Origin of the sequence: Pseudomonas sp. MUP55, assembly GCF_034043515.1 — a bacterium.
In the GTDB taxonomy this organism is placed as follows: domain Bacteria; phylum Pseudomonadota; class Gammaproteobacteria; order Pseudomonadales; family Pseudomonadaceae; genus Aquipseudomonas.
In genome coordinates this window covers 5,566,468-5,580,370 of the sequence record NZ_CP138214.1, presented here as the reverse complement: position 1 = coordinate 5,580,370, position 13,903 = coordinate 5,566,468, and the positions used below count along the sequence as shown (strand labels likewise).

11 protein-coding genes and 1 pseudogene are annotated in these 13,903 nt (G+C 61.3%); 4 read left to right on the top strand and 8 right to left on the bottom strand.

Features of this window, described 5'->3' with window-relative positions:
* Positions 1-28 precede the first annotated feature (28 nt).
* Positions 29-1,417 carry an L-cystine transporter gene (locus tag SC318_RS25255; RefSeq protein ID WP_320428878.1) on the bottom strand — a complete coding sequence of 463 codons (1,389 nt, stop codon included), beginning with the start codon at positions 1,415-1,417 and terminating at the stop codon, positions 29-31.
* 242 nt (positions 1,418-1,659) lie between these two features.
* Between SC318_RS25255 and SC318_RS25250 the strand changes: the two genes are divergently transcribed.
* Positions 1,660-2,718, top strand: a complete 1,059-nt coding sequence (locus tag SC318_RS25250; protein WP_124388625.1) for a phosphorylcholine phosphatase PcpP — start codon at positions 1,660-1,662, stop codon at positions 2,716-2,718.
* 399 nt (positions 2,719-3,117) lie between these two features.
* Here the strand turns inward: SC318_RS25250 and ilvD are convergent, their stop codons facing one another.
* On the bottom strand, positions 3,118-4,959 hold the full coding sequence (gene ilvD / locus SC318_RS25245; RefSeq protein WP_124388624.1) for a dihydroxy-acid dehydratase: 1,842 nt from the start codon (positions 4,957-4,959) through the stop codon (positions 3,118-3,120).
* Between the two features lie 383 nt (positions 4,960-5,342).
* Here ilvD and SC318_RS25240 point away from each other — a divergent pair, with 383 nt between their 5' ends.
* Positions 5,343-5,801 carry an REP-associated tyrosine transposase gene (locus SC318_RS25240; protein WP_320428877.1) on the top strand — a complete coding sequence of 153 codons (459 nt, stop codon included), beginning with the start codon at positions 5,343-5,345 and terminating at the stop codon, positions 5,799-5,801.
* A gap of 127 nt (positions 5,802-5,928) precedes the next feature.
* Here SC318_RS25240 and SC318_RS25235 read toward each other — a convergent pair whose 3' ends face one another.
* The gene (locus tag SC318_RS25235) at positions 5,929-7,125 is read right to left on the bottom strand and encodes a class I SAM-dependent rRNA methyltransferase (RefSeq protein WP_015886370.1); all 1,197 of its coding nucleotides are present in this window, start codon (positions 7,123-7,125) and stop codon (positions 5,929-5,931) included.
* Positions 7,126-7,504: 379 nt separating this feature from the next.
* On the opposite strand from SC318_RS25235, the gene SC318_RS25230 reads away from it, so the two are divergent.
* Positions 7,505-8,317 (top strand): HDOD domain-containing protein, encoded by an 813-nt coding sequence (locus tag SC318_RS25230; protein WP_320431289.1) that lies wholly within the window; start codon positions 7,505-7,507, stop codon positions 8,315-8,317.
* A gap of 21 nt (positions 8,318-8,338) precedes the next feature.
* Positions 8,339-9,151: a bifunctional DNA-formamidopyrimidine glycosylase/DNA-(apurinic or apyrimidinic site) lyase gene (gene mutM, locus SC318_RS25225; protein ID WP_124388621.1), complete on the top strand. Its 813-nt coding sequence runs from the start codon at positions 8,339-8,341 to the stop codon at positions 9,149-9,151.
* Between the two features lie 116 nt (positions 9,152-9,267).
* On the opposite strand, the gene SC318_RS25220 is transcribed toward mutM, so the two are convergent.
* The 5 genes and pseudogenes from SC318_RS25220 to SC318_RS25200 form a co-directional block, all read right to left on the bottom strand.
* Positions 9,268-9,519, bottom strand: coding sequence for a YfhL family 4Fe-4S dicluster ferredoxin (locus tag SC318_RS25220; protein ID WP_124388620.1), 252 nt, complete (start codon positions 9,517-9,519; stop codon positions 9,268-9,270).
* A gap of 102 nt (positions 9,520-9,621) precedes the next feature.
* Positions 9,622-10,101 (bottom strand): pantetheine-phosphate adenylyltransferase, encoded by a 480-nt coding sequence (gene coaD, locus SC318_RS25215; protein WP_003176711.1) that lies wholly within the window; start codon positions 10,099-10,101, stop codon positions 9,622-9,624.
* A gap of 103 nt (positions 10,102-10,204) precedes the next feature.
* The gene (locus SC318_RS25210) at positions 10,205-11,800 is read right to left on the bottom strand and encodes a GMC family oxidoreductase (RefSeq protein ID WP_320428876.1); all 1,596 of its coding nucleotides are present in this window, start codon (positions 11,798-11,800) and stop codon (positions 10,205-10,207) included.
* A 37-nt stretch (positions 11,801-11,837) separates the two neighbouring features.
* Positions 11,838-12,383: a twin-arginine translocation pathway signal protein gene (locus tag SC318_RS25205; protein ID WP_320428875.1), complete on the bottom strand. Its 546-nt coding sequence runs from the start codon at positions 12,381-12,383 to the stop codon at positions 11,838-11,840.
* 28 nt (positions 12,384-12,411) lie between these two features.
* Positions 12,412-13,851: pseudogene (locus SC318_RS25200) on the bottom strand (coniferyl aldehyde dehydrogenase); the annotation flags it as partial.
* Positions 13,852-13,903: the final 52 nt, after the last annotated feature.

The following is a 13,903-nucleotide window of genomic DNA, read 5'->3' as shown; positions in this document are numbered from 1 at the left end:
TTGCAGCTTGAGGCTGATAACTTGCAGCTCAGCTGACCAGCTGCCCATGCTCATCGGCCTCGAGCAACGCTTTATCCGTCTGCCCCATGATCTGGCTGGTAATCGCCCCCGCCGTCATCGAACCATTCACGTTCAATGCCGTGCGGCCCATATCAATCAGCGGCTCCACGGAAATCAGCAGCGCCACCAGCGACACCGGCAGCCCCATGGCCGGCAGCACGATCAGTGCGGCGAAGGTGGCCCCACCCCCCACGCCTGCCACACCGGCCGAACTCAGGGTCACAATCGCTACCAGTGTCGCGATCCACAGCGGGTCCAGCGGGTTGATGCCGACGGTCGGCGCAACCATCACCGCCAACATCGCAGGATAGAGCCCGGCACAGCCGTTCTGGCCGATGGTCGCACCGAACGAAGCGGCAAAACCGGCGATGGACTGCGGGATGCCCAGGCGGCGGGTCTGCGCTTCGATGCTCAAAGGAATCGAGGCGGCGCTGGAGCGGCTGGTGAAGGCAAATGTCAGCACTGGCCACACCTTGCGGAAGAAGCGCAGCGGGTTGATGCCGGCCAGCGACAGCAGCAGGCCGTGCACCACGAACATCAGGCCCAGTGCCAGGTACGACACCACCACGAAGCTGCCGAGCTTGATGATGTCCTGCAGGTTGGAACTGGCGACCACCTTGGTCATCAACGCCAGTACGCCGTACGGGGTCAGCTTCATGACCAGGCGCACCAGGCGCATCACCCAGGCTTGCAGGGTGTCGATGGCGTTGAGCACTTTCTGGCCTTTTTCCACGTCATCCTTGAGCAGTTGCAAGGCGGCAACCCCCAGGAACGCAGCAAAAATTACCACGCTGATGATCGACGTCGGTTTGGCCCGAGCCAGGTCGGCGAACGGGTTGGCCGGCACGAACGACAGCAGCAACTGTGGGATATTCAGGTCGGCGACCTTGCCCGCGTAGTCGTTCTGGATGACTTGCAGGCGCGCCATTTCCTGGGTGCCGGCCACCAGGCCTTCGGCGGTGAGGCCGAACAGGTTGGTCAGGCCGATACCGATCAGCGCGGCAATCGCGGTGGTAAACAGCAGGGTGCCGATGGTCAGGAAGCTGATCTTGCCCAGGGACGAGGCATTGTGCAGACGCGCCACGGCACTGAGGATCGAGGCGAACACCAGCGGGATCACGATCATTTGCAGCAACTGCACATAACCGTTGCCGACCAGGTCGAACCAGCCGATGGAGGCCTTGAGCACCGGGTGGCCGGCACCGTAGATAGCGTGCAGCACCACGCCGAACACCACGCCCAGCACCAAAGCGAACAACACCTTCTTGGCGAGGCTCCAGTGGGTACGGCCGGTTTGTGCCAGGCCCAGCAGCAGGGCCACGAACACCAGTAAGTTGAGAATCAGTGGAAGATTCATTGAAGCTCCGTTGAGAAGGCAGCCAATCGCGTGAGCCTGCGACTGTGAACCGGGAAGCCTAACAGCTTGAAATATATTGATTTAATACCAATATGGAATGGTGACTGTCGTTTTTGGAATAAGGGTTTGACGCTCTGGCGTATGGCTGTGGCGGAATCAGGATGCAGGCCGTCGCGCTCAACGCGGGGACTGTCACACAGATTTGTTAGCGTCGGTGTCTTTCACTCAGGAAGTAAACGCTTATGAAGCTCGCGCCGAAACTGCTTGCCGCCGCTCTGTGCCTGGGACTTGCCAGCCAGGCGTTTGCCGCCACCGAGTTGAAACACTGGCCGGCGCCGGCCGCCAAGCAACTGAATGAGATGATCGCCGCGAACGCCAACAAGGGCAATTTCGCGGTGTTCGACATGGACAACACCAGCTACCGCTACGACCTTGAAGAATCCTTGCTGCCGTACATGGAAAACAAGGGCCTGATCACCCGCGACAGCCTCGACCCTTCGCTCAAGCTGATGCCGTTCAAAGACACCGCCGAGCACAAGGAAAGCCTGTTCAGCTACTACTATCGCCTCTGCGAAGTGGACGACATGGTGTGCTACCCGTGGGTGGCCCAGGTGTTTTCCGGTTTCACCCTCAAGGAGCTCAAGGTCCAGGTCGACGAGCTGATGGCTTCGGGCAAACCCGTTCCGGTCAGCTATTTTGAAGGCGACACGGTGAAACAGTCCGAAGTGCAGCCACCAAAAGTCTTCACCGGCCAAGCCGAGCTGTACAACAAGTTGATGGAAAACGGCATCGAGGTGTATGTGATGACGGCCGCCTCGGAGGAACTGGTGCGCATGGTTGCCGCCGATCCGAAGTATGGCTACAACGTCAAACCCGAGAACGTCATCGGCGTGAGTACGTTGCTCAAGGACCGCAAAACCGGCGAGCTGACCACCGCGCGCAAACAGATCGCCGCCGGCAAATATGACGAGAAGGCCAACCTCGGCCTGGAACTTACGCCTTACCTTTGGACCCCCGCCACTTGGATGGCCGGCAAGCACGCGGCGATCCTCACCTACATCGACGAATGGAAAAAGCCGGTGATCGTCGGCGGTGACACCCCGACCAGCGATGGCTACATGCTGTTTCACGATGTGGACGTGGCCAAGGGCGGCATCCACCTGTGGATCAACCGCAAAGACAAATACATGACCCAGCTCAACGGCATGATGGCCAAGCACGCGGCGGCGCAGGCCAAGGAAGGCTTGCCGGTAACGGCGGACAAGAACTGGGTGATCGTCAAGCCGGATGAAATCCAGTAACAGGCTGAATTCGGTTAAAAAATGTGGGAGGGGGCTTGCCCCCGATGGCGGTTGTTCAGTCAGCTCATCTATACGATCGCTCCCACGCTCCCGCGTGTGAATCTAGCCCGTGACGCTCTGCGTCACCCGTGCGCAATTGCCGAAACGTGCAGCGGTGGCGGGACGCGGAGCGTCCCAAGAGGCATTCCCACGCAGAGCGTAGGAACGATCAATCACGGGTGTATGCCGGTAAATGTGGGAGGGGGCTTGCCCCCGATAGCGGTTGTTCAGTCAGCTCATTTTTGCTGACACACCGATATCGGGGGCAAGCCCCCTCCCACATTGGATCTTCATTATTCCTGGGGTTATCTCGGGCAAAAAAATGCCCCGCCAAGTGCGGGGCATTTTTATGCGTGGGGCTTACAGGCCGTCGAGCATTGCCTTGTTGCGAACGGCGCCCTTGTCGGCGCTGGTGGCCAGCAAGGCGTAGGCTTTCAGCGCAGTCGTCACTTTACGTGGACGCTTCTCTACCGGCTTCCAGCCTTTCTTGTCCTGCTCGACCCGGCGCGCGGCCAGTTCTTCATCGCTGATCAACAGGTTGATCGAGCGGTTCGGGATGTCGATCAGCACCTTGTCGCCATCCTGCACCAGGCCAATCGCGCCACCGGCAGCGGCTTCCGGCGAAGCGTGGCCGATGGACAGGCCCGAGGTGCCGCCGGAGAAACGGCCGTCGGTGAGCAAGGCGCAGGCTTTGCCCAGGCCCTTGGATTTGAGGTACGACGTCGGGTAGAGCATCTCTTGCATACCCGGGCCGCCTTTGGGGCCTTCGTAGCGGATGATCACGATGTCGCCTTCCTTGACTTCGTCAGCCAGGATGCCGCGTACCGAGCTGTCCTGGCTCTCGTAGATCTTGGCGCGGCCTTCGAAGACGTGGATGGACTCGTCCACACCGGCAGTCTTCACCACGCAACCGTCGAGGGCGATGTTGCCGTACAGCACGGCCAGGCCGCCTTCTTGCGAATAGGCGTGCTCGACGCTGCGGATGCAGCCGTTTTCACGGTCGTCGTCCAGAGTGTCCCAACGGGTCGACTGGCTGAACGCAGTCTGCGTCGGGATGCCGGCCGGGCCTGCCTTGAAGAAGGTGTGCACGGCTTCGTCGTCAGTCTGGGTGATGTCCCACTTGGCGATGCCTTCGGCGATGGACGTGCTGTGCACGGTCGGCAGGTCGGTGTGCAGCAGGCCGCCACGGGCCAGGGAACCGAGGATCGAGAAGATACCGCCGGCGCGGTGCACATCTTCCATGTGGTACTTCTGGATGTTTGGCGCGACCTTGCACAGTTGCGGCACGTGACGGGACAGGCGGTCGATGTCGCGCAGGTCGAAATCGATCTCGGCTTCCTGGGCGGCAGCCAGCAAGTGCAGGATGGTGTTGGTGGAACCGCCCATGGCGATGTCCAGGGTCATGGCGTTCTCGAACGCCTTGAAGTTGGCGATGTTGCGCGGCAACACCGACTCATCGTTCTCGCCGTAGTAACGCTTGCACAGCTCGACGATGGTGCGGCCGGCCTGCAGGAACAGCTGCTCGCGGTCGCTGTGGGTGGCCAGCGTCGAGCCGTTGCCCGGCAAGGCCAGGCCCAGGGCTTCGACCAGGCAGTTCATCGAGTTGGCGGTGAACATACCGGAGCACGAACCGCAGGTCGGGCAGGCGCTGCGCTCGTATTCCGCGACCTTCTCGTCAGAAGCGCTGGAGTCGGCGGCGATGACCATGGCGTCGACCAGGTCGAGGCCGTGGGAGGCCAGCTTGGTCTTGCCGGCTTCCATCGGGCCGCCGGAAACGAAAATCACCGGAATGTTCAGGCGCAGGGCGGCCATCAGCATGCCGGGGGTGATCTTGTCGCAGTTGGAAATGCACACGATAGCGTCGGCGCAGTGGGCGTTGACCATGTATTCCACGGAGTCGGCGATGATCTCGCGGCTCGGCAGGGAATACAGCATGCCGTCATGGCCCATGGCGATGCCGTCATCAACGGCGATGGTGTTGAATTCCTTTGCCACGCCGCCAGCGCGTTCGATCTCGCGAGCGACCAGCTGGCCCAGGTCCTTGAGGTGGACGTGGCCGGGTACGAACTGGGTGAAGGAGTTGGCAATCGCGATGATCGGCTTCTTGAAGTCGTCATCTTTCATCCCCGTGGCACGCCACAGTGCGCGCGCGCCGGCCATGTTGCGGCCGTGGGTGGATGTTTTCGAGCGGTAATCAGGCATTGGAGCACTCCGGGCGGCTAATCAAGTACTAAAGGGAGTGAGCTTCTATTGACGACTGGAGCACTCAGAAAATGGCCGTGTGTCCGGAAGTTGCCACTCGCGTCGCGGGATCGCCGCTTGCTTGGGCCTCGAGCTCATAAACCCGCCGGGGATGACTGGCGATGAATAGGGCTGATTCTACACCGTCTTCCTGTAGGAGCGAGCTTGCTCGCGAAAAACGTCAACGATAACGCAGCGCTATCAGGCAGCGCGCATCGCCTGTTGGTTTTTCGCGAGCAAGCTCGCTCCTACAGGGGTAAGACATATTCAGAACTATTGTTTACAGGCTAGTCGACGCTTCGGCTCCTACCGTTTCTCTTCCAATCACAGAAGAGGACGAAGGAATGTCCACCCAGCAAAATGCTCATCGGCTGCGCACTGGGCGCTATTCAGAATCGGGTCGTATCTACCTGATTACCGCGGTTACCCATCAACGGCAGTCAATTTTTCAGAACTGGCGCATTGGTCGTCTGCTTGTCAGCGAATTCAGAAAAGCTCAGGAAGAGGGTGAGGCGACTTCGCTGGCTTGGGTGGTCATGCCTGACCATTTCCACTGGCTGGTGGAGTTGCACAATGGCGACTTGCCCAGACTGATGCGAATCACCAAGTCGCGAAGTGCCCGCGCGATCAACAGTGCGAGATGCTCTTACGGGACGCTTTGGCAGAAAGGCTATTTCGACCGGGCGCTACGTCGGGAAGAGGACTTGAAGGCAATGGCCCGCTATATCGTGGCCAATCCCTTGCGTGCAGGTTTGGTCGAGCACATTGGCCAATACCCGCTATGGGACGCCATTTGGTTGTGATCGTCGTCCCTGTAGGAGCGAGCTTGCTCGCGAAAAACGTCAACGATAACGCAGTGCTATCAGGCAGCCCGTGTCGCCTGCTGGTTTTTCGCGAGCAAGCTCGCTCCTACATGGGGAGGTTCCAGTCTTAGCTATTGGGCAACAACCGGCACGTAATGCTCTTTATATACCGCGTCTCGACGATCGCCGGGTGCACCGGGTGGTCCGGGCCCTGGCCGCCGCGTTCGAGCATCTGGATGTTGCGGTCCAAGTGGCGGGCGCTGGTCAGGAGGATGTTTTGCAGGTCGTCTTCGGGCAGGTGCATGGAGCACGAGGCGCTGACCAGGATGCCGTCCTTGCTGAGCAGGCGCATGGCTTGCTCGTTCAGGCGGCGGTAGGCGCCTTCGCCGTTCTTCATGTCTTTCTTGCGTTTGATGAAGGCCGGTGGGTCGGCGACGATTACGTCGAAGCGTTCTTCGCTGGCCTTGAGTTCCTTGAGCGCTTCGAACACATCGCCTTCGATGCAGGTCATTTTCTCGGCGACGCCGTTCAGCGCAGCGTTGCGCTCGACGCCATCGAGGGCGAAGGCGGAGGCGTCGACGCAGAACACTTCACTGGCGCCGAATGCGGCGGCTTGTACGCCCCAGCCGCCGATGTAGCTGTACAGGTCGAGGACGCGCTTGCCCTTGGCATACGGCGCCAGGCGGGCGCGGTTCATGCGGTGGTCGTAGAACCAGCCGGTTTTCTGGCCCTGGATCACCGGGGCTTCGAATTTCACACCGTTTTCTTCCAGCGCCACCCACTCCGGCACCAGGCCGAATACGGTTTCGACGTAGCGGTTGAGGCCTTCGGCGTCGCGCGCGGCGGAGTCGTTCTTGAACAGGATGCCGCTCGGCTTGAGCACTTGGGTCAGCGCGGCGATCACGTCTTCCTTATGGGCTTCCATGGTTGCCGAGGCGATCTGCACGACGAGGATGTCGCCGAAACGGTCGACCACCAGGCCCGGCAGCAGGTCGGAATCGCCGTAGACCAGGCGGTAGAAGGGCTTGTCGAACAGGCGATCGCGCAGGGACAGGGCCACGTTGAGGCGGTGCACCAGCAGCGATTTGTCCAGCGGCAACTTGATGTCGCGCGACAGCAGGCGGGCGCAGATCAGGTTGTTCGGGCTCATGGCCACGATGCCCAGGGTCTTGCCGCCGGCCGCTTCCAGGATAGCCTGGTCACCTGCCTGGAAGCCGTGGAGTGGGGTGGCGGCCACGTCGATTTCGTTGCTGTAGACCCACAGGTGGCCGTTGCGCAAACGACGATCGGCGTTGGCTTTGAGACGCAGGCTTGGCAGGGACATGACGTCGCTCCGGAAAAAAGAGCGGGAGTATACCGTGTTGCGTACTACTTGGCGGCACCGCCGGACATGTGGGAGGGGGCGAGCCCTGACGCCAGCCAGTTAAGAAGCAGGCGAAAGTAACCCGTGGCGAGGGAGCTTGCTCCCGCTGGGCCGCGAAGCGGCCCCAAACAATGGGACTGCTGCGCAGTCCAGCGGGAGCAAGCTCCCTCGCCACGGTGTCGCATTAACCGAATGCCCATATGTGATCCGGTTTCAGTTCGGTTTGTGGGTGTCGGGCACGTCTGCATAAGGGGTAGAATTCCCGCCTAGCCCAGAGTGTGTACTTATGTCCCAAGAGCTTTCCGCCGAACAGATTCAGCAGGTCCTGCAAGGCATCAGCGTGCCGCCCCAGCCGCAAATCATGGTGGATTTGCAGATGGAGCAGTACATGCCCGACCCGGACCTGGAGGTGATCGCCCGGCTGATCGCCCAGGACCCGGGCTTGTCCGGTGCGTTGCTGAAAATCGTCAACTCGCCGTATTACGGCCTGAGCAACAAGATCGCCTCGATCCAGCGTGCGGTGAACCTGCTGGGCAGCCGCTCGGTGATCAACCTGATCAATGCGTTGTCGATCAAGGGCGAGATGAGCGACGACACCATCGTCACGCTCAACCGCTTTTGGGACACCGCCCAGGATGTGGCCATGACCTGCCTCACCCTGGCCAAGCGCACCGGCTCCCAGGCAGTTGACGAAGCCTATGCCCTGGGCCTGTTCCATGATTGTGGCGTACCGCTGATGCTCAAGCGGTTCCCGAATTACATGACGGTCCTGGAGCAGGCCTACGCCAATGCCGGCGCGGATTGCCGGGTGGTCGACACCGAGAACAACGCGTTCAACACCAACCATGCGGTGGTGGGCTACTACACCGCCAAGTCCTGGCGCCTGCCGGAGCATGTGACCGACGCCATCGCCAATCACCACAACGCCCTGGCGATTTTCAGCGATGAGACGTCGCGCAACCCGGTGCTTAAAAACCTGCTGGCGATCCTCAAAATGGCCGAGCACATCTGTTCGTCCTATCGGGTGCTGGGCAACCAGAGCATCGACCGTGAATGGGATGCGATCGGCCACCTGGTGCTGGATTACGTGGGCCTGTCGGACTACGACTTCGAAAGCATGAAGTTGTCGATCCGCGAATTGGGCGCGCACTGAGCCTTTCTTCCCGAGGTACACATGCCTGAGTTACCAGAAGTCGAAACCACCCGGCGCGGGATTGCCCCGCACCTGGAGGGCCAGCGCGTCAGCCGTGTGGTGGTGCGTGAGCGCCGCCTGCGCTGGCCAATCCCGGAAGACCTCGATGTGCGCCTGTCCGGGCAGCGCATCGTGCTGGTGGAGCGGCGCGCCAAGTACCTGTTGATCAACGCCGAAGTGGGCACCTTGATCAGCCACCTGGGCATGTCGGGCAACCTGCGCCTGGTGGAAGTCGGCATGCCGGCGGCCAAGCATGAGCACGTGGATATCGAGCTTGAGTCCGGTCTTGCCCTGCGCTACACCGACCCTCGGCGTTTTGGCGCGATGCTCTGGAGCCAGGACCCGCACAACCACGAGCTGCTGATTCGCCTGGGGCCGGAGCCGTTGACCGAGCTGTTCGATGGCGAGCGGCTGTTTCAACTGTCACGGGGCCGGTCGATGGCGGTCAAGCCGTTCATCATGGACAACGCGGTGGTGGTGGGCGTGGGCAATATCTATGCGACGGAAGCGCTGTTTGCGGCGGGGATCGATCCGCGTCGTGCGGCCGGCGGCATCTCCCGTGCGCGTTATTTGAAGCTGTCGGTCGAGATCAAGCGCGTGCTGGCGGCTGCCATCGAGCGCGGCGGTACCACGTTGCGCGACTTTATTGGTGGTGACGGGCAGCCGGGGTATTTCCAGCAGGAACTGTTCGTCTACGGCCGTGGGGGCCAGGCGTGCAAGGTGTGCGGGACCGAGTTGCGCAATGTGGTGCTGGGGCAGCGGGCGAGTGTGTTTTGCCCCAGGTGCCAGAGCTGATTGCTGTGTAATGGCTGATAGCGCCATCGGGGGCAAGCCCCCTCCCACACTTGGAACGCATTTCAATGTGGGAGGGGGCTTGCCCCCGATGAGGCCCTTACAGGCACTAAAGAAGCTCAGGCTTTCCCGGTAATCTTCCGGTACTTCTCCATCAACTGCGCTTGCGTCTCAGGATGGGCTTCATCCAGCGGAATGCAATCCACCGGGCACACCTGCTGACACTGGGGTTCGTCGTAGTGGCCGACACACTGGGTGCACAGGTTGGGGTCGATCACGTAGATCTCTTCACCCTGGGAAATCGCAGCGTTCGGGCACTCGGGTTCGCAGACGTCGCAATTGATGCAATCGTCGGTGATGATCAGGGACATGAAAACTCCTGCCAGGGCTGTCAGCCAAGGCATCTGGAAACTAATGCGCGCAATTGTGCCGCATTGGCGCCCGCAGTGCGAGCGGGCGCCGATCAAGCGGTCTTACTTCTTGAAGCGAAGCGTCAGTGCGTCGGCAACGGCTGGATGCACGAACTTGGTGATATCTCCGCCTAAAGCCGCGATTTCTCGGACCAACGTCGAAGAAATGAACGAATAACGTTCCGACGGCGTGAGGAACAGGCTTTCCACGTCCGGCGCCAGTTGGCGGTTCATGTTGGCCAGCTGGAATTCGTATTCGAAATCCGACACCGCGCGCAGGCCACGCAGGAACACATTGGCGTTCTGCTCCTTGGCAAAGTGCGCCAGCAGTGTCGAAAAGCCCACCACTTCCACGTTAGGCAGGTGCTTGGTGACCTCACGCGCCAGTTCCACGCGTTGTTCCAGCGGGAACAGCGGGTTTTTCTTCGGGCTGGCGGCAACCGCGATGATCACGTGGTCGAACAGGCGAGAGGCGCGTTCGACCAGATCGCCATGGCCTTTGGTAATCGGGTCGAAGGTTCCTGGGTACAACACTCGGTTCATCGCGTCGTCCTGGCGGAGTCCGTTGGGGAACAGGATGGTATCGCAGCCATCCCGGTCGGCCAAGTCGACTTATGTAGATAGATGCCGTGAATCGAACGCTTTTTCACGCTGTTTTCAGACGTTCGCACAAGGCTGACGCCAGTTGGGCGGTCAATCCATACACCGACAACTGGGGGTTTGCCCCAATGCTGGTGGGAAACAGCGAGCCGTCATGGATCGACAGGTTACGCAGTTGGTGATGGCGACCGAGGCTGTCGGCCACCGCGTTTTTCGGGTCTTCACCCATCGCGCAACCGCCCATCACATGGGCGCTGCCCAGGGTGGTTCGGTGCAACTCGAGGTTCAAACCGTCAATCACGCTACGTGCCTCTGCCAGGCTGTTCACGTACCGGGCGTCGTGATGCAGCGGCTTGACCGATTTGGCGCCCGCCGCGAACTGGATCTCGGCCATGCTGTGAAAGGCCCGGCGCAGGCCGTCCCAGGCGTAGGGCGAAACCTGGTAGTCGAGCACCGGCGTACCGTCACCGCGCAATTCCACGGCGCCGCCAGGGCTGTCGGGGTGAAAACCGTCGCGCAACAGCGCGAGCATGGCGTGGGTATGGGGCAATCGGCTCATGTCCAGGGCGTTCTGCGCGCCGTAGCCGCCAAACAGGGTGCTTGCCAGCCCTGGATGCAAGGGCGGCGCTTCGAGCTTGTAGGACATTTTACCGGTGGTGCCGTCCAGCCACTGGAAGTGGTCGGAATAGATCGACTGCGGCGCCCCGTAGAACGGGTTGATGACCTCGTCGAACAACCCCGCGGAGAAATTCACCAAATGCAGGAAGGTGCGCTTGCCCAGGCGTGAATGCGGGTCCGGTGCGTCCGAGCGCATCAGCAGTGCCGGGCTGTTGATGCCGCCGCCCGCGAGTACGTAATGCCTGGCCTTCACGGTGATCTTGCGCCCGGTAGGCGCCACGCAGCGCTCATCCATGGCCACGCATTCCAGGCTGCTGATCGTGTCGCCGCTGTACTTGAGGCGCTCGGCACGGGCCAGGTAGAGCAGTTCGCCGCCTTTTTCCAGGGTGGAGGGGATGGTGGTTACCAGCATCGATTGCTTGGCGTTGACCGGGCAGCCCATGCCGCAATAGCCCAGGTTGAAGCAACCGCGCACATTGCGCGGGATCACGTGCCAGCTGTAGCCGAGCTTTTCGCAGCCTTTGCGGATCACATCGTTGTTGGCATTGGGCGGCAGGGCCCATGGCGCGATGCCCAGGCGCTGTTCCATGCTCTCGAACCACGGCGCCATTTCGGCGCTGCTATGGCCCTTCACCGCGTATTCACTGGCCCAGTGGGCGAGGGTGGCGTCCGGCGTGCGGAAGCTGGAGGTCCAGTTGATCAGCGTGGTGCCGCCCACTGCCCGGCCCTGCAGGATGGTAATCGCGCCGTCCTTGCTCATGCGCCCGATGCCTTCCTGGTACAGGCTGGCATAGGCTTCGTCTTCCAGCAGCTTGAAGTCACTGCTGGTCTTGAGCGGGCCTTCTTCGATCAGCAGCACCTTGTAGCCAGCGGCGCTGAGGATTTCTGCCGTGGTGCCGCCACCGGCGCCGCTGCCGATGATGGCCACGTCGGCTTCCAGGGTCAGGTCGTTGTCGAGGGCGGCGCCGTTGTGGGTTTTCCAGCCACGGGCCAGGCCATCGCGGAACAGATCGGGTACGGGCATCAGGTTCGTCTCTTGTTTTTATTGTCGGGGATGCAAATCAGATCTTCGGCGGGCCGGGGTAGCCGCAATGAGCCCAGGACTCGGCCCGGAAGTACCAGGCCATGATCACCAGCTTGAGCAGCGAGCCCTGGCCCATGCGCAGCAGGTTCAGGTAGCTGTTCTCCCAGCGGTGCAGGAAGTTGCGGATCTGCTCGCTGCTGGCGTTTTCCCAGCTGCCCCAGATACCGGTCAATGGGCCTCGGGTAATGCCCATGCCGAGCACATCGAACAATTGCTGGGTAAGCTTGAACATCTCCGGCGACAGGTGCTGCAGGCTGTAGTCGAGCTTTTTCAGGGTGTCTTCAATCCCGGCGCTCACGGCCTGGGCGCTGGCGGCGCCTTCCAGCAGTACGGGGATAACTGCGCGCAGGAATGGCAAGTCACTGCTGCGCAACAGCGTAAAGCCGTTGGCCGGCGTGCTGCTGGAGCAACCGCTGAGGCTGGCGCCGAGCCCGGCGGTCGCCAGGAAGGCGCTGGCGCACAGGCCGATTTTCAAGACGCCGCGCCGCGACAGCGCGGGTGGATCAGTCAGGCTGGGGTTCATTGTTCTTATTGTCCCAAGGGTGGCGTTATCAGCGGATAAACAGCTTCTGGATCAGCGTCTGGATGGATTTTCCGTAGGGCGGGTAGATCAGCTTCGCCGCGTTCAGGCGCTGTTTGACCAGCACCCCCTTGGCCTTGCTGAAGGTCAGGAAACCTTCGTGACCGTGGTAGTGGCCCATGCCGGAGGGGCCAATGCCGCCAAACGGCATGTCGTCCTGGGCCACATGCAACAGGGTGTCGTTCAGGCACACGCCGCCGGAGTGGGTCTCGTGCAGCACGCGGTTCTGTTCACTTTTGTTGTAACCGAAGTAATACAGGGCCAGTGGGCGAGGGCGCTGGTTGATGTAGGCAAACGCCTGGTCGATGCCGCGATAGGGCACGATGGGTAACAGCGGACCAAAGATCTCATCCTGCATGACCGTCATGTCGTCGTTCACATTCAGCAGCAGGCTGTGGGCCATCCGCCGTGCCTGGCCCTGGTCGTACAAGGGAATCAGGGTGGCGCCCTTGTCGGTGGCGTCCTTGGCGTAGGCATTGAGCCTGGCCAGTTGGCGCTCGTTGATGATGGCGGTGTAGTCCGGGTTGTCGGCCAAGGTCGGATAGAACCCGCGAATGGCGTTGGAGTACGCCTCGACAAAACCGGCCACACGGTCTTCCGGCACCAGCACATAGTCGGGTGCCACGCAGGTTTGCCCGGCGTTCAGGGACTTGCCGAAGGCGATGCGCTCGGCGGCGTCCTTGAGCGGCACGTCGACCGAGACAATGGCCGGCGATTTGCCGCCCAGCTCCAGGGTGACCGGCGTGAGATGTTCAGCGGCCGCCCGCATCACATGCTTGCCGATGCTGGTGGCCCCGGTGAACAGCAGATGATCGAAACGCAACCTGGAAAACGCCATGCCGACGTCGGCTTCGCCGAGCACCACACACACCAGATCCTCGGGAAAGATCGTCGCCAGCAGTGCCTTGAGCAGTTCACCGGTGGCCGGCGTGGACTCACTGAGCTTGAGCATCACTCGGTTGCCGGCGGCCAGGGCCCCGACCAGCGGGCCGATGGCCAGGTACAGTGGGTAGTTCCACGGCACGATCACGCCGACGACACCCAGCGGTTGATAAATGACTTTGGCTGACGCGGGCTGAAAGGCAATGCCGACAGCGCGCCGGGAAGGCTTCATCCAGCCTTTGAGGTGTTTGCTGGCGTAATCAATGCCATGCAGGCTGGGCATCAGTTCGGCGAACAGGGTCTCGTCCGCGCTGCGATGGCTGAAGTCCTGACTGATGGCGTTGATCAGTGCCTGGCGTTCAGCGCTGAGCAGATCACGCAATGCCTTGAGCCATTGCTGGCGTTGCGCGGACGGCGGCATCGGGTTGGCGGCATAGGCGCGACGTTGCGCTTCGAACAGGTCCTGGAGCTGGTCCAGCGCCTGGGATTCTTGCAGGTAAGCAACGTTGGCAGACATGGCGCGATCCCGGTTGTTGTAGGTCTGCCTGGATTTTTAGAGTCATTACTCTAAATTGTCAAAT

Excerpts from the sequence above, each read along its gene's own strand:
- SC318_RS25255 (WP_320428878.1), bottom strand. The coding sequence starts at position 1,417 with ATGAATCTTCCACTGATTCTCAACTTACTGGTGTTCGTGGCCCTGCTG.
- SC318_RS25250 (WP_124388625.1), top strand. The coding sequence starts at position 1,660 with ATGAAGCTCGCGCCGAAACTGCTTGCCGCCGCTCTGTGCCTGGGACTT.
- ilvD (WP_124388624.1), bottom strand. The coding sequence starts at position 4,959 with ATGCCTGATTACCGCTCGAAAACATCCACCCACGGCCGCAACATGGCC.
- SC318_RS25240 (WP_320428877.1), top strand. The coding sequence starts at position 5,343 with ATGTCCACCCAGCAAAATGCTCATCGGCTGCGCACTGGGCGCTATTCA.
- SC318_RS25235 (WP_015886370.1), bottom strand. The coding sequence starts at position 7,125 with ATGTCCCTGCCAAGCCTGCGTCTCAAAGCCAACGCCGATCGTCGTTTG.
- mutM (WP_124388621.1), top strand. The coding sequence starts at position 8,339 with ATGCCTGAGTTACCAGAAGTCGAAACCACCCGGCGCGGGATTGCCCCG.
- SC318_RS25220 (WP_124388620.1), bottom strand. The coding sequence starts at position 9,519 with ATGTCCCTGATCATCACCGACGATTGCATCAATTGCGACGTCTGCGAA.
- coaD (WP_003176711.1), bottom strand. The coding sequence starts at position 10,101 with ATGAACCGAGTGTTGTACCCAGGAACCTTCGACCCGATTACCAAAGGC.
- SC318_RS25210 (WP_320428876.1), bottom strand. The coding sequence starts at position 11,800 with ATGCCCGTACCCGATCTGTTCCGCGATGGCCTGGCCCGTGGCTGGAAA.
- SC318_RS25205 (WP_320428875.1), bottom strand. The coding sequence starts at position 12,383 with ATGAACCCCAGCCTGACTGATCCACCCGCGCTGTCGCGGCGCGGCGTC.